The organism is Cytobacillus firmus DS1, from assembly GCF_000565285.1.
In the GTDB taxonomy this organism is placed as follows: Bacteria; Bacillota; Bacilli; order Bacillales; family Cytobacillaceae; genus Cytobacillus; species Cytobacillus firmus_A.
This window is the reverse complement of record NZ_APVL01000005.1, coordinates 165,714-187,263: the sequence shown is the minus strand read 5'-3', so window position 1 is coordinate 187,263 and position 21,550 is coordinate 165,714. Positions and strand designations below refer to the sequence as shown.

Annotated in this window: 22 protein-coding genes; 3 read left to right on the top strand and 19 right to left on the bottom strand. The window is 45.5% G+C overall.

Going from position 1 to position 21,550, the window contains the following annotated elements; genetic code table 11:
• Positions 1-20 precede the first annotated feature (20 nt).
• The 19 genes from whiA to hprK all read right to left on the bottom strand — a co-directional run bounded on the left by whiA (position 21) and on the right by hprK (position 17,417).
• Positions 21-971, bottom strand: a complete 951-nt coding sequence (whiA, locus tag PBF_RS08580) for a DNA-binding protein WhiA (protein WP_035329289.1) — start codon at positions 969-971, stop codon at positions 21-23.
• A 118-nt stretch (positions 972-1,089) separates the two neighbouring features.
• A complete protein-coding gene (locus tag PBF_RS08575) occupies positions 1,090-2,067 on the bottom strand; it encodes a gluconeogenesis factor YvcK family protein (RefSeq protein WP_035329288.1) in 978 nt (325 codons plus the stop codon).
• Positions 2,064-2,957 (bottom strand): RNase adapter RapZ, encoded by an 894-nt coding sequence (gene rapZ, locus PBF_RS08570; RefSeq protein WP_035329287.1) that lies wholly within the window; start codon positions 2,955-2,957, stop codon positions 2,064-2,066. Before rapZ ends, PBF_RS08575 begins: the two co-directional genes overlap by 4 nt.
• Positions 2,958-2,984: 27 nt before the next feature.
• Positions 2,985-3,443 (bottom strand): 8-oxo-dGTP diphosphatase, encoded by a 459-nt coding sequence (locus PBF_RS08565; protein ID WP_035329286.1) that lies wholly within the window; start codon positions 3,441-3,443, stop codon positions 2,985-2,987.
• Positions 3,444-3,789: 346 nt separating this feature from the next.
• Positions 3,790-4,740 (bottom strand): thioredoxin-disulfide reductase, encoded by a 951-nt coding sequence (gene trxB / locus PBF_RS08560; RefSeq protein WP_035329285.1) that lies wholly within the window; start codon positions 4,738-4,740, stop codon positions 3,790-3,792.
• A 127-nt stretch (positions 4,741-4,867) separates the two neighbouring features.
• A complete protein-coding gene (locus PBF_RS08555) occupies positions 4,868-6,367 on the bottom strand; it encodes a tetratricopeptide repeat protein (protein WP_035329283.1) in 1,500 nt (499 codons plus the stop codon).
• Between the two features lie 312 nt (positions 6,368-6,679).
• Positions 6,680-7,324, bottom strand: coding sequence for a bifunctional phosphoribosyl-AMP cyclohydrolase/phosphoribosyl-ATP diphosphatase HisIE (gene hisIE / locus PBF_RS08550; RefSeq protein ID WP_035329282.1), 645 nt, complete (start codon positions 7,322-7,324; stop codon positions 6,680-6,682).
• Positions 7,321-8,079 (bottom strand): imidazole glycerol phosphate synthase subunit HisF, encoded by a 759-nt coding sequence (gene hisF, locus PBF_RS08545; RefSeq protein ID WP_035329281.1) that lies wholly within the window; start codon positions 8,077-8,079, stop codon positions 7,321-7,323. Before hisF ends, hisIE begins: the two co-directional genes overlap by 4 nt.
• Positions 8,079-8,810 (bottom strand): 1-(5-phosphoribosyl)-5-[(5-phosphoribosylamino)methylideneamino]imidazole-4-carboxamide isomerase, encoded by a 732-nt coding sequence (hisA, locus tag PBF_RS08540; RefSeq protein ID WP_035329280.1) that lies wholly within the window; start codon positions 8,808-8,810, stop codon positions 8,079-8,081. The genes hisF and hisA overlap by 1 nt, the downstream gene beginning before the upstream one ends.
• Positions 8,807-9,445: an imidazole glycerol phosphate synthase subunit HisH gene (hisH, locus tag PBF_RS08535; RefSeq protein ID WP_035329279.1), complete on the bottom strand. Its 639-nt coding sequence runs from the start codon at positions 9,443-9,445 to the stop codon at positions 8,807-8,809. The genes hisA and hisH overlap by 4 nt, the downstream gene beginning before the upstream one ends.
• Positions 9,446-10,033 (bottom strand): imidazoleglycerol-phosphate dehydratase HisB, encoded by a 588-nt coding sequence (hisB, locus tag PBF_RS08530; protein ID WP_035329278.1) that lies wholly within the window; start codon positions 10,031-10,033, stop codon positions 9,446-9,448.
• 15 nt (positions 10,034-10,048) lie between these two features.
• On the bottom strand, positions 10,049-11,320 hold the full coding sequence (hisD, locus tag PBF_RS08525) for a histidinol dehydrogenase (RefSeq protein ID WP_035329277.1): 1,272 nt from the start codon (positions 11,318-11,320) through the stop codon (positions 10,049-10,051).
• Positions 11,321-11,336: 16 nt separating this feature from the next.
• Entirely contained in the window at positions 11,337-11,981 is a 645-nt protein-coding gene (gene hisG, locus PBF_RS08520) for an ATP phosphoribosyltransferase (RefSeq protein ID WP_035329276.1), read from the bottom strand.
• On the bottom strand, positions 11,978-13,162 hold the full coding sequence (locus PBF_RS08515) for an ATP phosphoribosyltransferase regulatory subunit (protein ID WP_035329275.1): 1,185 nt from the start codon (positions 13,160-13,162) through the stop codon (positions 11,978-11,980). The genes hisG and PBF_RS08515 overlap by 4 nt, the downstream gene beginning before the upstream one ends.
• Before the next feature lie 220 nt (positions 13,163-13,382).
• Entirely contained in the window at positions 13,383-13,934 is a 552-nt protein-coding gene (locus tag PBF_RS08510; protein ID WP_035329274.1) for an acyltransferase, read from the bottom strand.
• Positions 13,931-14,578 (bottom strand): pyrophosphatase PpaX, encoded by a 648-nt coding sequence (gene ppaX, locus PBF_RS08505; protein ID WP_035329273.1) that lies wholly within the window; start codon positions 14,576-14,578, stop codon positions 13,931-13,933. The genes PBF_RS08510 and ppaX overlap by 4 nt, the downstream gene beginning before the upstream one ends.
• Positions 14,568-15,515, bottom strand: a complete 948-nt coding sequence (locus PBF_RS08500) for a nucleoside recognition domain-containing protein (protein ID WP_035329272.1) — start codon at positions 15,513-15,515, stop codon at positions 14,568-14,570. Before PBF_RS08500 ends, ppaX begins: the two co-directional genes overlap by 11 nt.
• A gap of 19 nt (positions 15,516-15,534) precedes the next feature.
• Positions 15,535-16,359 (bottom strand): prolipoprotein diacylglyceryl transferase, encoded by an 825-nt coding sequence (lgt, locus tag PBF_RS08495; protein WP_035329271.1) that lies wholly within the window; start codon positions 16,357-16,359, stop codon positions 15,535-15,537.
• A 122-nt stretch (positions 16,360-16,481) separates the two neighbouring features.
• Positions 16,482-17,417: an HPr(Ser) kinase/phosphatase gene (hprK, locus tag PBF_RS08490; protein WP_035329270.1), complete on the bottom strand. Its 936-nt coding sequence runs from the start codon at positions 17,415-17,417 to the stop codon at positions 16,482-16,484.
• 492 nt (positions 17,418-17,909) lie between these two features.
• Here hprK and PBF_RS08485 point away from each other — a divergent pair, with 492 nt between their 5' ends.
• The 3 genes from PBF_RS08485 (at position 17,910) to murQ (ending at position 21,438) form a co-directional block, all read left to right on the top strand.
• Entirely contained in the window at positions 17,910-19,289 is a 1,380-nt protein-coding gene (locus tag PBF_RS08485; RefSeq protein ID WP_035329269.1) for a PTS transporter subunit EIIC, read from the top strand.
• Between the two features lie 173 nt (positions 19,290-19,462).
• Complete coding sequence (locus PBF_RS08480) at positions 19,463-20,533, top strand: DUF871 domain-containing protein (RefSeq protein WP_035329382.1); 1,071 nt, start codon at positions 19,463-19,465, stop codon at positions 20,531-20,533.
• Complete coding sequence (gene murQ / locus PBF_RS08475) at positions 20,533-21,438, top strand: N-acetylmuramic acid 6-phosphate etherase (protein WP_035329268.1); 906 nt, start codon at positions 20,533-20,535, stop codon at positions 21,436-21,438. The genes PBF_RS08480 and murQ overlap by 1 nt, the downstream gene beginning before the upstream one ends.
• Positions 21,439-21,550 lie beyond the last annotated feature (112 nt).

Sequence of the window (21,550 nt, the reverse complement as noted above, 5' to 3'; positions counted from 1 at the left end):
CCTCCCTGCTGATGCCTCTGTCAGTGAGCATCTATGGTGCTTCCTGCCCTGAGTTTCTCAGCGATTTCGTCTATTTTTCTTAATCTGTGATTAATGCCTGATTTGCTGATATTTCCGCCTGAAACCATTTCCCCAAGCTCCTTTAAGGTGACATCCTGGTATGCTACACGCAATTCAGCAATTTCCCTCAGTTTGTCAGGCAGAACCTGAAGTCCAACTGTCTGGTCAATAAACCGGATATTCTCCACTTGGCGCAAGGCAGCCCCGATTGTTTTGTTCAAGTTCGCTGTTTCACAATTCACGAGTCGATTGACCGAGTTTCTCATATCGCGGACAATCCGGATATCTTCAAACCGGAGCAGAGATGCATGTGCCCCGATAATATTCAGGAATTCAGTTATTTTTTCGGCTTCCTTTAAATACGTGATATAGCCTTTTTTCCGTTCAAGCGTTTTGCTGTTCAGTCCAAACGTATTCATCAGTTCACAAAGGGAGTCGTTATGCTCTTTGTAAAGTGAAGCGATCTCCAGATGATAGGAGGAGGTTTCCGGATTATTAACCGATCCCCCGGCGAGGAATGCACCGCGCAGATAAGAACGCTTACAGCATTTCTTTTTTATGAGCTCTTTAGAGATATCGTGAGTAAATACGAATCCCTCACTTAAAATTTTCAGGTCATCAAGAATCATGCTGGCCTGTTCTGACAGCCTGACAATATATACATTGTTCTTTTTCAGCCGCATTTTTTTCCGGACCAGCAGCTCGACCTGAACGCTGTAATTCCTTTTAATCAGTGTGTAAATCCTTCGTGCAATGGCTGCATTCTCCGTCTGAATATCCACAATCAATTTCCGGCTGGAAAAAGAAAGTGAACCATTCATCCGGATCAAGGCGGACAATTCCGCTTTGCCGCAGCAGTCTTTTAATTCCAGGTTCGTCAATTCTTTTTTCGTTTCCGAAGCGAAAGACATCCCTTCACCCCCTATCCGTAAAAGTGCTAAACCAGAGACATATAAAAAGATATTCTTCACTGAGCAAACGTATGCACAGTTTATTTTTTACTGTCAAAAGCCCTTTTACATCTTTATATTACGCGTTAAAACGCCTATTGGTTTCATGCAAAATTAAATTATAAAGCATTTGGGCGACTTCTTTTGTATCATGTCGAATGATCCCGCCTTCATGGCTGACAATTTCACCGTGCATAATATCAAGGCCCAATTCGGCTAAAGCACCTGTATCATACACAACAGGCCTTGCCATTTCCTCGCTGTACCGCTCCTGAATTTGGGGAGGAATTTCTTCATTATTTACCAGGATGGTATTGATAAAAGCACAGCTCATATGATCATAGAGTGCTTTTACATGATCGCTTGCTGTATAGTCGAGCGTCTCGCCTGCCTGTGTCATTAAATTGCATATATACACCTTTTTCGCTTTCGAATGACAGACTTCCCTTCCCAGCTTAGGGACAAGCAGATTCGGAAGAATACTGGTATATAAACTTCCAGGCCCAATAATGATCATATCAGCCTGTCTGATTGCCTGCAGTGATTCAGGCAGAGCTTTAATATTTTTAGGAGTTAAAAATACCCGCTTAATTTTTTTGCCGGAATAAGGAATCTTTGATTCTCCCGATACGATGGTCCCGTCTTCCATTTCAGCATGAAGGACCACACTCTGGTTAGCAGCCGGCAGCACCTTTCCTCTTACGTTTAACACCTTGCTCATTTCCTGGATCGCATGAACAAAGTTTCCTGTAATCGAGGTCATTGCCGCGAGAATTAAATTGCCAAGCGAGTGCCCGGACAATTCATTGGATGTCGCAAAGCGGTGCTGGAACATCTCCTCAATGAGAGGCTCTACGTCTGAAAGAGCGGCCAGCACATTGCGGATGTCACCGGGCGGCGGGATATGAAGATCATTTCGCAATCTTCCTGAGCTGCCGCCGTCGTCGGCTACTGTCACAATGGCAGTAATATCAACAGGGTACTGCTTCAATCCCCTTAAGAGGACAGGCAGCCCGGTTCCTCCGCCGATGATGACGATTCTTGGCTGTCGGTTCATTTGATGTTTTCCTTTCTCCTGTCGATGTCACGGTGGGTAATTACCGTATTGTATTCCTTGCTGAAGTAGTCTGCAATATATTCCGTCAGAGCTACTGAACGGTGCTGGCCTCCCGTACAGCCAATTGCCACCACCAATTGAGCCTTTCCTTCCCGCTTATAATGCGGAAGCATAAAGCTCAGCAGCTCCGTAACCTTCTCAAGAAATTTACTGGTTTCAGTCCATTTAAGCACATAGCCCGATACCTCTTCATCTAATCCTGTCTTCGGCCTCATATGCTCAATATAATGGGGATTCGGAAGGAACCGGACATCGAATACCAGATCCGCATCAATCGGAATTCCATGCTTAAAGCCAAAAGACATGACGTTAACCGTAAATATGGTTTTTTTATTCAATGAGAATTCCGTAAGAATTTTCTCGCGCAATTCCCTCGGTTTCATTTGTGATGTATTATAAATCAGCCGGGCCCTGCCTTTTAATTCCTCGAGCAGCTCCCGTTCAAGCTTGATGCCTTCAAGAGGCAATCCTGATGGTGCAAGGGGATGGAATCGTCTTGTTTCTTTATATCTTCTGACAAGTGTCGAATCATCGGCATCAAGATATAAAATCTGCGGAGTGACCCAGGATGTCTCGGACAATTCATCGAGCGCTTTAAACAGGTGGTCAAAAAACTCACGGCCGCGCAAATCCATCACCAATGCCACTTTATTCATTTTATTCCCGGATTCCTTCATCAGTTCAAGGAATTTAGGAAGCAGCGTCGGCGGCAAATTGTCTACACAGAAGAAGCCAAGATCTTCAAAGCTTTGGATGGCTACTGTTTTCCCTGCCCCGGACATTCCCGTAATAATCACCATTTGAGTATCATTAACTGCACCCGTACTCATTTTTATTTCCCCCTGTTTCTGTCAAATTCAGCTTGGATCCAGCCTGTAACTAAGCAATTCAAAATCCGGCGTATACGTAAACGTTCCATAAATCATTCCCTGGCCATGAATCATATACTCCAGAATATGCGAATCACCGGCTGCCATCGGCAGATTCTTTATCTCTGAAAACGGATGCCAGCGAAGCTTGCCTTCCTCTGATTCATCCAGGTTCAGCCCATCAGAAGCTGTAGCCAGAAAAGTAAACATCATCCACTCCTGTACAACCTTTTCGCCATCCTTCATGATGAACGTAAAGATGCCTTTAATATTCGGATTGCGCAGATAGATGCCTGTTTCTTCCCTGAACTCACGGATGCACGAGTCCCTCACTGATTCACCCGGCTCCATCTTTCCGCCCGGAGCCACCCACCAGCCTCTTCTCGGCTTTTGCAAAAGCAATACTTTATCGTCTTTCAGTAACACACAGTTCGTGACTCGCTGCAACACATTTCACCTCTAATTTCCAAAATCATGCCGCTGCCGCCTTTTTCATGTAATCGCTAAAAGTAAAGGCTGGCTAACGTGCTTTTCTTATTCATTTTATTATACTATTTTTGTCTTAGAGCCACAATGAATACAGATTTCCAAAAAACTTCTTCAAAACATACTGTATTTACGAAAAAAAAGAGCACAGGCATGGGCCTGTGCTTTAAAAAGGATTATATCTTTAAAAGGGGGTCAATTTCTATTCCTATACTACCCGAAATTTATTTCATCAAGGTTACAGGAGAATTAAAACCCCATTACTTTTTGTAAATCTTTTCAACCGGTGGCTTTTTTTTCTAAAAAATTATTTCTTCGCTTTCAGGCTTTCCATCAATTCTTCCACATAGTGCTGTGCGCTTTGGGCAGCGATGCTTCCATCACCTGTAGCTGTAACAATTTGACGAAGAGATTTTTCGCGGATATCTCCTGCTGCAAAAATGCCTTCCACCTTTGTTTCCATTCGGTCATTTGTTTCGATATAGCCATTGCTGTTCGTGATGCCAAGGCTCTCAAATGGCTTGGAAAGAGGAACCATGCCGATATAGATGAATACACCATCTGCCTTGAATTCTCTTTCTTCGCCTGTTTCAGCAGAAACAAGCGTTACGCTGCCCACTTTTCCGTCCTTATCATTGACTTCCTTCACTGTCGTGTTCCAGATAAAGTCGATTTTTTCATTGTCAAACGCACGCTGCTGCAGAATCGCCTGCGCACGAAGCTGGTCCCGTCTATGAACGATTGTCACTTTAGAGGCGAAACGGGTCAAATATACGCCTTCTTCAACAGCAGAGTCACCGCCGCCGACAACTACAAGCTCTTTGCCTTTAAAGAACGCTCCATCACAGACCGCACAATATGATACGCCGCGTCCGCCAAGTTCTTTCTCACCAGGAATGCCAAGCTTTTTGTACTCAGCGCCAGTAGAAATAATGACTGAGCGTGTTTTATATTGCTTTGATCCGGCAACAACCGTTTTGTATTCTTCTCCGTCAATGATTTCTTTAATATCTCCGTACGCATATTCAGCGCCAAATTTCTTCGCATGATCAAACATTTTTGTGGATAGATCCGGCCCTAAAATATGGTCAAAACCAGGATAGTTTTCCACTTCTTCTGTATTGGCCATTTGCCCGCCCGGAACACCCCGTTCAATCATTAAAGTTGATAAATTTGCACGAGATGTATATACTGCAGCAGTCATTCCTGCCGGTCCTGCACCAGCGATAATGACATCATAAATTTTTTCTTCAGTCACAGCGATTCACTCCTTCAGTAATCAGAAATCCAGTAATTAATAAAACGCTTTATAAGTACGCATATTATAGTATGACCTTCTTACTGTTATCCTATAAAATTGGCACGTGTTTCGTCCAAATATCTGCTCACTGAAGGCGGTCGTTCACCGATTTTACATATTTGCCCATTGTCGAAGCGGAAATTCCGTATCTTCCTGCAATTTTTGACTGGGAAATCTTTTCGTTCCGAAGCTTATGCCAGACATACTCAATCGCTGCTGCCCAGGCGTTTTTGTTTTTAATATTCTGCCGGTTATTTGTCAATTCTGCAAAAATAGTAAACCACATTAAATATAGTCCGGCTTCCACCGTGCCGATCGGATTGTAGTTTTCATAAAACAGCTGGGCTGTTTCGTGTGCAGCCTGAACCTGAGCAGGCGCTTCCTGCTCTGTTTTAACGAAAGAAAGATAATCCTTCTCCATGGCTGAAAACTTATTGTTTCGTACAATCGCTTCAGAGGTGAGTATTTCATCTCTCCTGCTGGATACTGAAGTAAGGAAGAGGCCGAATAGCCGCTCTTCTATATAGTCACTTTCCAGCTTTTTTAGAATGGATGAATAATGGTCTTCAAAGCCGCTGCTGGTTACTTTTTCATCGTTCCAGGGCTCGAAGCCTTCTTTTTCCGGATTAATCTCAACGGCTTTTTTCCATGCTGATTTCGCCAGCTCTTCGCGGCCTGTAAAATAGGCGGAATAGGATAGCCAGTAATAAAATGGTCCGTCCCCTTCAAAGCCTTTCTTCTGAAGCTTGCGAAGCCATGCAAAGGAAGCCTCATACTCGCCGGTCAAAGCAAAAGTGGCACCAAGCTTGAACTGGTGTTCAACCGAAAGCGGCTTTATTTTTTTCAGAGCCTCTTTTAACAGGCGCACCTGCCGGAAATCCCGTTCGTAAAAAGCAAAGACCAGCTTGTTGCAAAGAGCATGGAGATTGCCCGGATTTTCTTCCAGTACCTTCTCTAAAATATCTGCCGCCTTTTGTACTTCTCCCAGGTAAAAATATGCCAGGGCCAAATTATTGTATGCGGACCAATACTCCGGATACTCATCAATAACAGAGTTCAGAATCTCAACCGCTTTTGGAAAATGGCCGGACTCCAGCAATTCCCGTGCATGTTCCTGCTTCGTAATCAAATCATCCTGCTCGTACAGCTCGTCATCCAAATCATCCGCTTCAAGCGTAAGAAGCTCCAGCAGATCCTCTGTATCTTCCGTAAACTCTCCGTCCCGATCCAAATCAAGATAGGTATTGGCATGCGTGTAAGCATCTTTGAAAAGGCCCATATGAGCATAGTTGTTGGCAAGGAAATAATGGCATTCCGACATATCCTCATCAAGCTCTTCCAATATCATATGGAGCAGCTGATTCGACTCCTGATACTCACCCATTTCTGAATGAACAATCGCAAGCTGGCAGACAATCATCGGTTCACCCGGCTCAAGCTGCATAGCCCGCATTAAATATTTCTTCGCTTTATGAAAATCCCTGCGGTGGTACGACTTAATCCCTTTGGAAAAATAGTACTCACCATTCGGGATAAATGACAGTAACTTTCCCTTTTGGTGTCTAGCTTTAGAGTCTTTACTCATGAAATCCTCCATAAATGTTAGTAACTAAAGTAGTATATCACACGAACAAGCCTGTGGAGAAGGGATGAAATGACAATACTATTTCCAATCGTAATTTTTTATTGGAAATCTTATTGCGGTTATGTTTTAAAGGGTTGTTGCGGTGGGTTAGCGGTGCTGGTGTTAAAGGTCGGTAATATCTTGGCAGCTTGGCGGCAGGTGGTAGCGGCGGCCTAGAGAGGATGGCATAATCCTTCTTTTATCTAACATGTTCTAAAATTTATCTCGCATCTTCGAGAATTTATCTTACAGTTAAGCAGAAAACCGCCCTCCCTATTCGGAGGCCGGTTCATTTTTCTTTTCATGCCGTTTATTAAGCACTTTCAAGACTTCGCTAAAAGGCACCTCCTGCTCGCGCAGCAGTACCATCAGGTGATAAATCAGGTCAGCCGCTTCCCATTTAAGTTCGTCCTTATCACGGTTTTTCGCAGCGATGATGACTTCTGCGGATTCTTCGCCGACCTTCTTCAGGATTTTATCCACTCCTTTTTCAAAAAGATAGGTTGTGTAGGCTCCTTCTGGGCGTGTCTTTTCGCGTTCTTCAATGACCTTTTCAAGTGCATAAAGGATTTCGTAGTCAGATAAGCCGCCTGACTCTTCCCCGTATACTCTTTCTTCAAAGCAGCTGACTGTTCCATTGTGACAGGCAGGCCCGGCTGGTTCAACCAGGACCACAATGGCATCCTGGTCACAGTCAAGCTTCATTTCAACAATTTTCTGCGTATTTCCGCTTGTTGCTCCTTTGTGCCACAGCTCATTGCGGGAACGGCTGAAAAACCAGGTTTCCCCTGTTTCCGCGGATTTTAAAAGAGATTCCCGATTCATATAGGCTAACGTTAATACCTCTTTTGTTTTCGCATCTTGCACAACAGCAGGGATCAGTCCCTTTTCGTCAAACTTTACACCATCGATATTCATCGGACCAACACCCCTTTTTCCTTAATATAAGATTTCACTTCTGCCACAGATGTTTCTTTATAGTGAAAAATCGATGCTGCCAGCGCGGCATCCGCTTTCCCATCGATAAATGCTTCAGCGAAGTGATCGGCATTTCCGGCACCGCCTGAAGCAATAACCGGAATCGAAACCGCCTCGCTGACTGCTTTCGTCAGCTTGATATCGAAGCCTTTTTTCTCTCCGTCTGAATCCATGCTTGTCAGTAAAATTTCTCCGGCGCCGCGCTCTGCCGCTTCACGCGCCCAGGCGATAACCTCCAGATCAGTCGGTGTCCGTCCGCCATGTGTATACACGCGCCAGGAACCAAGCTCTTCATCGTATTTGGCATCAATCGCAACTACGATGCACTGTGACCCGAAGAAATTTGCCCCTTCTGTAATTAAACCGGGATTGTTTACGGCAGCCGTATTGAGAGAAACCTTATCAGCCCCTGCCCGCAAAATCCGCTTCATATCTTCCAGCGCGTTAATCCCGCCGCCGACAGTAAAGGGAATGGCCAGCTCAGACGCAACAGCCTTCACAACCTCAACCATTGTTTTCCGTCCTTCATGGGAAGCGGAGATATCGAGGAAGACCAGCTCGTCAGCTCCCTGTCCATCATAAAACCGGGCAAGCTCAACCGGGTCTCCCGCATCACGCAGCTGCACAAATTGCACCCCTTTTACAACACGGCCGTCCTTTACATCCAGACAGGGAACGATGCGTTTCGTCAGCATTATGCCTTCACCTCTTTCAAGGCTTCCGCTACGGTAAACCTGCCTTCATAAATGGCCTTTCCGACGATGGCGCCGGCAACACCTTCAGAAGCATACTCCCGAAGGTTCACCAAATCAGCCAGCCCGCTGACACCGCCGGATGCAATGACACTTTTTCCGGTTTCACGGGCAAGCAGTCGAACGGCTTCAACGTTTGGACCGGAGAGCATGCCGTCTGTTGCGATATCCGTAAAAATAAATGTTTCCGCACCTGCGTCGGCAAATCGCCTGCCTAAGTCAACTGCCTTTACTTCAGACGTTTCCAGCCAGCCGTGTGTGGCCACATAGCCATTTTTCGCATCAAGTCCTACCGCTATAGCTTTGCCATATTTGCGGATCATGTCAATAGCAAACTCAGGATTGGAGACGGCAATGCTTCCAATAATTACGCGTGTTACACCATTATCAAGATAATGAAGGATGTCTTCTTCTGTACGGATTCCCCCGCCGATCTGGACAGAGGCGCCAAGTTCGCGGGCAGCCTGGATGACATATTCATCATTAACCCGCTTCCCATCCTTAGCACCGTCTAGATCTACCATATGAATCCAGTCCGCTCCTTCATCAGCAAACTTTTTGGCCATATCAAATGGAGAATCGCCATACACCGTTTCTTTATCGTAATCCCCCTGCAGCAGCCGGACGCACTTGCCGCCTCTCATATCAATTGCCGGATAGATGGTAAAACTCATTTCACAGACATCCTTTCTTCAACCAGCTCGGTAAAATTGCGTAAAAGCGCCATGCCGAGCGAACTGCTTTTTTCAGGGTGGAACTGCATGCCAAACACATTGCCCCTTCCGACAACCGCCGGCACTTCTACATCATACATACTTCTGCTGATAACTACTTCTCTATCATCTGTATCTGCAAAATAAGAGTGGACGAAATAGACATAATCTTCATCAAGGCCTTTTAGAATCGGCGAATCCTGTAAGAATTCAAGACGGTTCCAGCCCATATGCGGAACTTTATACGTTTCGCCTTCTGCTGTTGCACCGGGAAAACGCCTCACATGGCCAGGCAGAAGCTGCAATCCTTCTGTCAGTCCATTTTCTTCACTGCTCTCAAATAAAAGCTGCATGCCAAGGCAAATGCCAAGGAGCGGCTTGCCTGTATCAGCGAACTCCTTTACCAGATCTGCCAGGCCAGTAGAATTTAAAATACTCATTGCATCCATGAAAGAGCCAACACCCGGTAAAATTAAAGCGTCTGCCTTCAGAAGCTCGGCTTTATTTTCAGAGAGGAAATAAGGGACCTCCAAACGTTCCAGTGCTTTACTGACACTGAACAAATTCCCCATTCCGTAATCAATGATGCCGATCATTTACAACATCCCTTTCGTTGAGGGAACTCCCTTAATCCGCGGATCGATCGTCGTTGCTTCATCCAGCGCACGAGCGAGTGCTTTGAAAATCGCCTCAATGATGTGGTGTGTATTCTGTCCATAGTGAACGATGACATGCAGGTTCATTCTCGCTTCAAGTGCAAGTTTCCAGAGAAATTCATGCACTAGCTCTGTATCAAATGTCCCGACCTTTTGGCTCGGGAACTCAGCACGCATCTCCAGGTGAGGGCGGTTGCTGAGGTCAACCACCACTTGAGCCAGCGCTTCGTCCATAGGAACAAACGCATTTCCATAGCGCTTAATGCCTTTCTTATCGCCTAAAGCATCTTTAAGTACTTGGCCCAGGCAGATGCCAATGTCCTCTGTTGTGTGGTGATCATCCACATCTGTATCGCCATTTGCGACAATGTTTAAGTCAAATTGTCCGTGCTTAGCGAACAGGTCCAGCATATGTGTCATAAATGGCACGCCTGTTTCCAGATCGCTTTTGCCTTCTCCGTCTATATTTAAGGAAAGTGTGATATTCGTTTCATTGGTTTTACGTGAAATTTCTGCAGTTCTGGCCATGATTATTCCTCCAGCTTATTTTCTTAGTCTTGTCTCAATGGATCTGGCATGGGCTTCAAGGCCTTCCAGACGCGCAAAGGCCGCTATTTTTTCGCCGTTATCCTTTAATGCTTTTTCGCTGTATAAAAGAATGCTTGATTTCTTTTGAAAATCCTCCACATTAAGCGGGCTTGAAAAACGGGCCGTCCCGTTTGTCGGCAGAACGTGGTTTGGACCGGCAAAATAGTCGCCAACCGGTTCAGGGCTGAATCTTCCGAGGAAGATTGCTCCTGCGTGACGTACCCTTCCGAGAAGCTCCATTGGATTCTGCGTTAAAATTTCAAGGTGTTCCGGAGCAAGATTGTTAACCGTTTCAACCGCTTCATCCATGCTTTCCGTTACATAAATAGCTCCGTAATCCCCGATGGATCCAGCGGCAATTTCCTGGCGGGGCAGCTCGGCAAGCTGGCGATCCACTTCTGCTGAGACCGCTTCTGCCAAAGCAGATGATGGTGTCACAAGGACTGCGCTTGCCATAGGATCATGCTCAGCCTGTGATAGCAGATCGGCCGCCACCTCATCTGGATGTGCCGTTTCATCTGCAAGAATCGCAATTTCACTCGGACCTGCAATCATATCTATATCAACATCTCCAAAAACTTCGCGTTTTGCAAGAGCCACAAAGATATTTCCGGGACCTGTGATTTTGTCGACAGGCCGGATCGATTCGGTTCCATATGCTAATGCAGCAATCGCCTGGGCTCCGCCGACTTTATAGATTTCTTCCGCACCGGCGAGGTGTGCTGCTGCCAGAACAGCCGGTGGCAGCTTTCCTGTCTTTTTATCAGGAGGAGAGGTAATCACGATCCTCTTAACCCCCGCAACCTTTGCCGGAATCACATTCATAAGTACGGATGACGGGTATGCTGCCGTTCCGCCCGGAACATACAGGCCGACTGAATCAAGCGGTGTAATTTTTTGACCAAGGACTGTGCCGTTCTCTTCTGTTGTCATCCAGGAAGGACGGAGCTGTTTTTCATGAAAAGACCGGATGTTTTCGGCAGCTTCTTTAATGATCTCAAGGATTTTACCATCCACTTGCCTCAAAGCTTCTTCTATTTCAGCCTGTGGTACCTTTAATTCATCCAGAGAGATGCCATCAAATTTTTCTGTATATTCTTTTAAAGCTTGATCGCCGTTTTGGCGGACTGTTTTAATTATATTTTTTACAATCGCCCGCTGTTCTTCTGTGCCGTTATCAACAGACCGTTTAATTGAAATTTGGTCATCAATTTTTAAAATTTTCATAGGGTTCTACATCCTTTTAAGAGCTTATTTCTTCTCCTGAAATAACTTCTGTCAGCCGGCCAACCAGCTCGCTGATTCGTTCATCCTTGATACGGTAGCTGACAGGATTAACGATCAATCTTGATGTGATTCCGACAATCGTTTCGTATTCAACGAGCCCGTTTTCTTTCAGTGTCCGGCCGGTTGATACGATATCCACGATCCGGTCCGCCAGCCCGATCATCGGGGCAAGCTCTATGGAGCCGTTCAATTTAATGATCTCAACCTGCTCCCCCTGCTCGCGGAAATATGCTGCCGCAATCTGCGGATACTTTGTAGCAATTTTAGGAGCAACATCATTCAGCCTGGTGTTTGGCAGTCCCGCAACAGCGAGATAACAGGCACTGATTTTTAAATCAAGAAGCTCGTAGACATCCCGCTCTTCTTCAAGCATTACGTCCTTTCCAGCAATCCCAAGGTCTGCTACACCATGCTCCACATATGTTGGCACATCCATCGGTTTTGCAAGTATAAAACGGAAATTCTCTTCCGGCACATCGATAATCAATTTACGTGAATCATCGAATTCCGGCGGCAATTGAAAGCCTGCACGGCGAAGCAATTCAGCTGCTTCCTCAAAAATGCGGCCCTTTGGCATCGCAATCGTTAACACATCACTCATTTTATGCTCTCCTTTCCAGCTTTTCCGACTAAAAAGGTAATATCTTCGTACTGGCTGGTGCAGGCATCGATGTCCTTAACACCGCTAATATCCTGCAGGACCACTTTCTTTCCGGCAGAACGTTCTTCCTTCGCAAAATCGAATGCCTCTTTGCGGCGTTCCGGACTGTATAAAATGCAGTACACAGGTTCAGCCTCATTGCTGTCTTCAAGCGCCTCGAGCAAGCGGTCCAATCTAATGGCAAAGCCGGTTGCTCCCGTATCTTTTCCGAACTTTTGGAGCAGCAGATCATAGCGGCCGCCATTTCCGATCGGGAACCCAACATTTCCTGCATATACTTCAAAAAGAATGCCCGTGTAGTAGCTCATATGGCTGACGAGCGTTAAATCAAATTTAACTGTGCCTTCCTGGCCGTAGTCCCGCATAATGCCCCAAAGCTGTTCAAGCTCGGCTAATGCTTTTTTTCCTGTGCCGTTTTCCAGAAGGCCATAAGCAATCTCAATTACTTCTTCCCCGCCCCTTAATTTAAGGAAATCAAGAAGCCTTTGTTTATCAATGGACGAAAGAGACAGACTTTTTACATGTTCCCTGTACCCTACATAGTTTTTCTCATATAAAAATCTTGTCAGGTTTTCCACTCTTTCTTCCGTTCCTAAAATCTGCTGGAAGAAGTCACGGACAAAACCGATGTGGCCGGCGGAAAGCTGGAAGTTTTCAAGCCCTGCTTCTTTTAGAGCAGAGATCATAAGCGCCATTCCTTCGCCATCCGCACTGATTGTATCATCGCCAATGCATTCTACACCGATTTGCTCAAACTCAGCCGGCCTGCCTCCCTCCCGCTGCTGTGCGCGGTATACATTGGCGGAATAAGCAAGCCTGATCGGCAGCTCGTCTTTTAAGAGACGGGATGCTGCCACCCTCGCAATCGGTGCTGTCATATCCGGCCGGAGCACCAGGGTATGGCCCTGCTGATCAAGCAGCTTGAACAGCTGCTGATCCAATATCGCTGAAGCCGCCCCGACTGTTTCGTAATATTCCAGTGCAGGCGTTTCGATAAACTGATAGCCCCAGCGTTTCATTTCCTCCTGGATGGATGTGCGGACTGCATCTTTTCTTTCGTATAGATCGGGTAATGTATCTCTCATGCCTAGCGGCTTTTCAAACATAAATAATCGGCTCAAACGTAATCACCTCTATGACTTAAAAATTCCAAATCCTTTAGTTCGCTAATATGGTAGTAGATTGAAGTTATATGTAGTTTAACGCGCATTTATCACTCCGTCAACCAAAAGAGACAGAAAAATAAAAAAGACTCCCATTTTTTAAAAAAGGAGCTTTCTTATAGTTTGTACTTTTTTCGACAGGTTATTTGAAGCTATTGTATAGAAAAACTCCGCCAGTCTAAGCAAGCGGAGTTTTGTTTAGATCTGCACCATATATCGGATCGTCTGCCCAGCGAGCGGCAAGCTCTTCCTCTGTATAAATGACTCGCATCGGGTTGCCGCCAACGAAGGCTCCGGCCGGGACATCTTTATGGACAAGCGTTCCGGCTGAAACAATGGCTCCATCACCAATTGTGACACCCGGCAGTATAGTTGAGTTAGCGCCAATCATGACTTCACTGCCAATATCAACCCGGCCGAGGCGGTATTCCTTAATCAGATATTCATGAGCGAGGATTGTCGTGTTGTAGCCAATGACCGTGTTGCGTCCGACACTTATTTTTTCAGGGAACATGACATCCAGCATAACCATGAGTGCAAATGATGTCTGGTCCCCAATCTTCATTCTCAGGAATGTACGGTAGAGCCAATTTTTCATGCCAAGAAATGGCGTATAGCGCGCGAGCTGAATTACAATAAAGTTTTTGACAACTTTCAGGAACGGAACCGTTTTATACACATGCCAGAGTGAATTGCCTCCCTCTACCGGAAAACGCTCCGTTTTTCTCATTGGTTTTCTGCCTCGAGAATATCGAGCAGGTCAGCCATATTGTCCAGCATATAATCCGGTTCAAAGCGCGCAAGAAACCCGCGGCCTTTCGCTGTCCAGGCAACACCTGCCGTTTTCGTGCCGGCATTTTTTCCCCCATCGATATCGTGTGAGTTATCGCCGACCATAATGGCTTCTTCCGGTTTCGCATCAAGCAGGCTTAACGCCTTCAGGATTGGCTCCGGATCGGGCTTTGGCTTATCCACATCATCCAGAGTGACAACCACATCGAAAAACTGATCAAGATTTGTCAGCTTTAGGCCCTTTTCAACTACATTGGAAACTTTCGTGGTAACAATGCCCAGTTTGTATCCTGATTCTTTTAAAGTCCGAACCGTTTCAAATACGCCGGCAAATTCCTTCACAAGCACGTCGTGGTTCTTAATATTGTACTCCCGATAAACCGAGATCATCTCCTCCACTTTTTCCGGGTTGATGGACTCAAATGTTTCATGCAGGGTTGGCCCCATGAACGGGAGAACATCTTCCCGCTGATAGCGGTCGGGATAATATTTTCCAAGCGTATGCAAAAACGAGGAAATAATCAATTCGTTTGTGTCAATTAGTGTTCCATCTAGATCAAACAATAGTGTGTTAATGCTCATATGTTGCTTCCTTTCTTTTTGCCAGATCAGCACGGTTCCAAATCATCGCCACCGCCAGTGTCAGGATGATTGCCACACCCAGGCGGATCAGCAGAAGCGGCAGCACCGGAATGCCAAGCGGCACGAAAATCAGTGTATCTTCAACAACTGCGTGGCAGGCTACAAGGAAAATAAATGCGATCGTTACATCTTTTTTGCTGACGCCATCTTCCTCTACAGCCTGGATCATGACACCCGCCCCATAGGCTAGGCCAATCAGCAATCCGGCTGCAAGGGTTGTAGACGTATTTTCTTTCATTCCAAGCGCCCTGGTCACAGGCGCCATCCATCTTGAAAAGACAGCAAGCCATTGCTTATCTTTTAAGATCTGAATAATGATCATCAGCGGGATGACGATGATGGCAAGCTGGAGAATACCAAGCAAAGCAGTCTGCAGTCCATCCAGCAGGATGGGCAATGCCCCGGATACCTGCTCTTCTTTTGCCGGAATAAATCCGTACTTAGCCGTTTCGGATCCGCCCTGCCAAACAAGGTTGATAACAATAGCGCTTATCAGTGCCAATCCGAAACGGACGGTAAGAACGACCCAAAGCTTAACGCCAACCTTCAAAGCGACTCCTGTTTCAATCAGCATATTATGTGAAAACGACAGCATGACGGCAATAATAAATACTTCTTTTACCGTTAGATCGAGCGTTAAGATCGCTCCGATTCCGGCATACAAATTCAAGAAGTTCCCCAAAACAAGCGGTATGGCTGCATCTCCTGACAGCCCGATCAGATTCATAAGGGGCGTGATCAGCTTGATAACCCATGGAAGCACCGGTGTATGCTGCAGCAGTGCCACAATCAAAGTGACCGGGAATATGACTTTCCCTAGTGTCCATGTTGTCTTTAAGCCGGCCATCAGCCCCCTTTTTGATGATTCAACCAGCATTTCTACTCTCCCCTATTCTTTATTTCCCCTCGGCCTTATCCAAATAACGAGCTTTGGCAAGACCCTCTGCTCTTCTATAAAAAATCAGGACCAGTGCAGCAATAATAAGAACGATAGATATTGTCTGAGCAATCCTTAAATTTTCAGTAAGCATCAGGCTGTCGGTACGGAGGCCTTCTACGAAGAAACGGCCGATTGAATACCAGATGACATAGGTGAGGAAAAGCTCTCCGCGCCTTAAGTTTGCTCTTCTTAATAATATAAGAATGATAAATCCAATGATATTCCAGATGGATTCATATAAAAACGTCGGATGATAATAAGTTCCGTTAATATACATCTGGTTAATGATAAATTCAGGCAGATGCATATTCTCAAGGAATGCCCGGCTGACTTCCCGCCCGTGCGCCTCCTGATTCATGAAGTTTCCCCAGCGGCCGATGGCCTGCCCCAAAATGATGCTTGGCGCTGCAATATCAGCAAGCTTCCAGAACGAGATTTTCTTTTTCTTTGCAAAAACATAAGCAGTGATGACAGAACCAATCAAGGCTCCATGAATGGCAATTCCGCCATTCCATATTTTGATGATTTCACCCGGGTTCTGCGAGTAAAAATCCCATTGAAATATAACATAATAGATCCTGGCGGAGATAATCGCAATGGGAATGGCCCACAGCATTAAATCTGCAAAGATGTCTTTAGGGAGTCCCCTTCTTTCCCCTTCCCTCATCGCGATAATGAGAGCCAGTGCAATGCCGAGGCCGATAATCAGGCCATACCAGTGGACCTGAATCGGCCCAAGGGAAATGGCAATCGGATCTAACGGCTGAATATTGTTTTCCATGATCACTTCTCCTTTTGAAAAGCGCGGCGGCGCCCTTTATCTATTCTTTTTTGAAGCCTGATGAGGATTAACAGCTTTCAATCAAACGTTTGATTGAAAAATGGTTGACCTGTTTTCACCGATTAACGATCATCATGGTCTCCGTCTTCAATCACATCTGAGAGGCGGTTCGTGAACTGTTCCGCTGCATTCATTCCCATTCTCTTTAAGCGGAAGTTCATGGCAGCCACCTCAATGATGACAGCGAGATTTCGTCCGGGTCTAACCGGAATGGTCAGTTTCGTAATCTCCGTATCGATGATTTTCATTTTTTCTTCATCAAGGCCGAGGCGATCGTACTGTTTTTTCGGGTCCCACAGCTCCAAATTCATAACAACAGAGATTTTTTTATAGCTGCGGACAGCTCCAGCACCGAACAGCGTCATTACATTGATGATGCCGAGGCCGCGGATTTCAAGCAGATGTTCGATCAACTCCGGTGAATTTCCCACCAGATAATCTTCATCCTCCTGCCTGATCTCCACACAGTCATCCGCAACAAGGCGGTGTCCGCGTTTAACTAACTCGAGTGCCGTCTCGCTTTTACCTACTCCGCTCTTACCTGTTATCAGTACCCCTACCCCATAAATATCAACAAGGACGCCGTGAACAGCTGTCGTTGGAGCAAGCTTGCTCTCCAGAAAATTTGTCAGCAAGCTGGAGAAACGGGTCGTTTTTTGCTTGGATCGAAGCAGCGGAACCGATTCTCTCTCAGCTGCTTCAATCAGTTCTTCAGGTATATCAAGCCCTCTCGTCACGATTATGCCAGGTGTAATATCTGTACAGAGCCGTTCAAGCCGGATCTCCCGCTCAGAATTAGTCAGCGTTTCAACGAAAGACAGTTCCGTTTTTCCAATCAATTGAATGCGTTCAGCCGGATAATAATCAAAATAACCTGCCATCTCCAGGCCCGGACGCGAAATATCACTCGTTGTAATCGGCCGGTTAATGCCTTCCTCTCCGGCAATCAATTCAAGCCCAAATTTTTCTATAATATCTTTCGTGCGCACTTTTACCAAAATAGTTCCTCCTTTAATGCTGGCACTGCCGGATGATCTCTTTATATGTAACTCTTTAATTCATTAAGTTCATGAAGTTTCACTCTATCGCTGGTTAACGGACAGTAAAATTTCCTTAACAAATAATTAAAAAATACAGAAATACCTCTAAGTAAATTAACTGTCCGTAAAAGCCCGATTGGTTCAACTAACCGTCAGCCAAAAACAGGCTGCCGGAAGTTTCTCTTTATTTTAGCACTTTTTAACCCAGAACCAAATTTCTGAAATCGATTTTTTCAAAATTAACACTAGGCCCATATGCTTAATCCTGTTTAAAAAGGACAATTTTCAGGATTGTTATGCGTATAAATATGATGACATGCCCATATAAAATATATAAATGGTATAGACAACTAGACTTAACCTTGTTAATATGGGTATGTAAGCGAATTCATTTATTATTTTAGCTCTAATTACGTTTATTCCATTTAAAAAAAAGAGGGGGAAAAGCTCATGCGTAAAGAAGAACGCTTGGCGAAAGAGATTACGGAGCAGTTGGGCGGCACCGGCAATATTGCGGAACTGGCCTCCTGCATGACCCGTCTTCGTGTGAAGCCGGTCGATGAAAGCAAAGTCAATCTGAATGGCATCAAGGATATTGACGGCGTTATGGGTGTTGTGGAAGCAGAAACACTCCAAATCATACTGGGACCAGGAATCGTCACCAAAGTAGCTGACGAAGTTTCCAGAATGACAGGCAAAAATGTTTCTTCCGTTGATGATGAAGAAGAGATTGACACTTCATTGGAAGGACTGGCAGCCCGGACAAAAGCCGGACTAAATGAGAAAAATGCAACTCCATTCAAGTTATTTTTACGAAAAATAGCAAGTATCTTCATCCCGCTTATTCCGGCTATTGTTGCTTCCGGTTTGATTGCTGGGATCAATAATGTCATTATCAAATCAGGCGGAGATCCGGAATCCACGCTTGTGCAGATGCTTGACCTGATTGGCTGGGGGTTATTCGGTTACCTGGGCGTGTTTGTTGGTATTAACACGGCGAAGGAATTTGGTGGATCTCCTGCTCTTGGCGGTGCGGCCGGTATTCTATTAATCAACCCTGGCCTTGCCAATATCACTCTTTTTGGTGAAGCACTGGTCCCTGGCCGCGGAGGACTTATTGGAGTCATGCTCGCTGCTGCATTGGTGGCCTTTTTGGAGAAAAGAATCCGCAGAGTCGTTCCTTCTGCTATTGATATAATCGTAACACCTACACTTGCATTATTAATTACAGGTTTTGCAACTTTCTTCATCCTTCAGCCTGTTGGCGGATTCCTATCAGATATCATAACTAAAGGACTGCTTGGCATACTTGATGTCGGCGGCATCCTGGCGGGATTAGTACTTGCCGGAACATTCCTTCCTTTAGTTGTAACTGGTTTGCATCAAGGATTAACACCAGTTCACATGGAATTAATTAACTCAATCGGAGATGACCCGCTGCTGCCAATTCTTGCAATGGGCGGTGCCGGCCAGGTAGGTGCCGCATTCGCCATTTATTTCAAAACAAAGAATGCCCGTCTGAAAAGAGTCATTAAAGGCGGACTTCCGGTGGGAATGCTCGGAATCGGCGAACCGCTTATTTTCGGGGTTACCCTGCCGCTGGGACGTCCATTCCTGACAGCGTGTCTGGGTGCTGCTGTCGGCGGTGCTTTCCAGGCGTTCTTCAAAATTGCCACAGTAGCCATCGGGGTTTCCGGCATACCGCTTGCCTTCCTCGTTCACACCAATCAAATCATACTGTATCTGATTGGCCTATTAATTGCCTATGCATTCGGCTTCCTGTTCACATGGCTGTTCGGATTCAAAGAGGAAATGGCGAAAAATATATAAAAGCGGAAACGCCTTGTTCACCCCCGACACCTCGAGGTGGTAGGCTGCTTGCGCTAGACAGTTATCTATATTCAAGATTTTATATTATCTAATTTAGAGAAGGAGGAGCATTCCTCCTTCTTTACTTATGAGTGATTGTTTTTACAAAATTCAGATTTATAGAGGTGACCAGAATGCTTGGAATATCAGTTTACTTATCAGAAGAGCGCCAGCTTCAAACCGCGGAATGGATAGAAAAGGCAGCTTCTCACGGCCTCACATCCATTTTCACATCCCTCCATATTCCCGAAGATGACCACAGCACTTATAAACATTTGCTTCAGAAGCTTGGTGCCTTGGCAAAGCAGCATCATATGGAACTCCTCGCAGATGTTTCCCCCCTATCATTGGGCCATTTAGGATTGGGCTGGGATTCGATTGATACACTTCTCGAATGGGGGCTCACCGGAATTCGGGCTGATTACGGCTTCACCTCTGAACAGATTGTTGAACTCTCAAGAAAAATGAAACTTGGAATCAATGCCAGTACAATCTCGTCCGAAGAATTGCATGAGTGGATGGAACTGGGATTAAAAACCAATAATATTGAAGCCTGGCATAACTTTTATCCTCGGCCAGAAACCGGTTTAGATAAAGACTTTTTTATAGAGCGAAATAAGCTCCTAAAAGGAATGGGAATAACTACCATGGCGTTTGTGCCTGGTGACGGGGAGCTTCGCGGACCCATTTTTGCCGGTCTGCCTACTCTTGAAAAACACCGGGGCGCGTCAACTGCTGCCGCAGCGGCTGAACTGATGAACAGCTGCTGGACAGACAAGGTATTGATTGGTGACCATTCTGTAAAAGACGGGACTCTTGAACAGCTGGCGAAAATCGCGGAAGGAGCTGTTCCTCTCCGAATCGAGCTGACCGGCGGACAAATCTATGAGGATCTTTTTAACAAACTTCATACAAACCGGATGGATCCTGCCCGGGATGTTATCAGGTCGGTTGAATCAAGATCCTATGCCGGGCAGGGATCTAATAAATGGGAACCTGTGAACCAGCTGGAACGTAAAAAAGGCAGTGTCACAGTTGATAATATTCTATATGGCCGCTACGCAGGAGAGATGCAAATTACGTTAGCAGATCTCCAACGGGATGAACGCGTGAATGTAATCGCCAGAGTAATAGAAGAAGATATGCCCCTGCTGGATCAGATTAAGGCAGGAACTAAATTCCAATTAATAGTGAGGGATAAATAATGAATATTACAAAGCTGAATACAGAGCAGCGAAACCCAAAAACACTGGAAATCGATTTAATGACAACAGAAGAAATTATTACAATCATAAATCAGGAAGATACAATTGTTCCTAATGCCATCGCAAGAGAAATCCCCCACATTGTAAAAGTGGTGGATGAAATTACAGAGAGCTTTAAAAAAGGAGGCCGCTTAATTTACGTTGGAGCCGGCACCTCAGGACGCCTTGGCATTATCGATGCTTCAGAATGTCCGCCGACATATGGAACAGACCCTGAAATGGTTGTCGGCATTATCGCCGGGGGCAGGGAAGCAATGACCGAGGCGGTTGAAGGCGCAGAGGATGACAGTGAACAGGGACGGCAGGATGTCGCCGATATTCAATTATCGGACAAGGATGTGCTTGTCGGCATTGCGGCGAGCGGCCGTACGCCATACACGATCGGAGCTCTTCAATACGGAAATGAAGTCGGTGCTGTCACTGTTGCTGTTGCCTGCACCAAAGACTCCGAAATGGGAAAAATCTCTAAATATACGATAGCACCCATCACAGGCCCTGAGGTGGTTACAGGCTCTACAAGAATGAAAGCAGGCACTGCACAAAAGCTCGTCCTGAACATGTTAACAACAGCATCCATGATCAAACTCGGAAAAGTATACGGCAATCTGATGGTGGATGTGCAGATGACTAATGAGAAACTGTTTAAACGTGCAGAAAATATCGTCAAAATGGCTACAGGTGCATCTGATGAAGAAGCCCGGGCCGCTCTCAAAGAACAAAACCATAATACAAAGGCTGCCATTCTTCAAATTTTAACAGGATTAAAAGGTGAAGCAGCGTCCAGGCTTCTGAAAAAGCATAATGGCTATTTACGGGAAGCCATTGCGGAAGATTATACTAAATAATCATAGATATTGTATGAAATCCCCTTAAAATTCAAATGAATAGGATAGAAAGCGCCCGTCCGCCTTCTATCTCATTTTAGTTGTATAGACCAAAACAACAACAAGAGCTAAT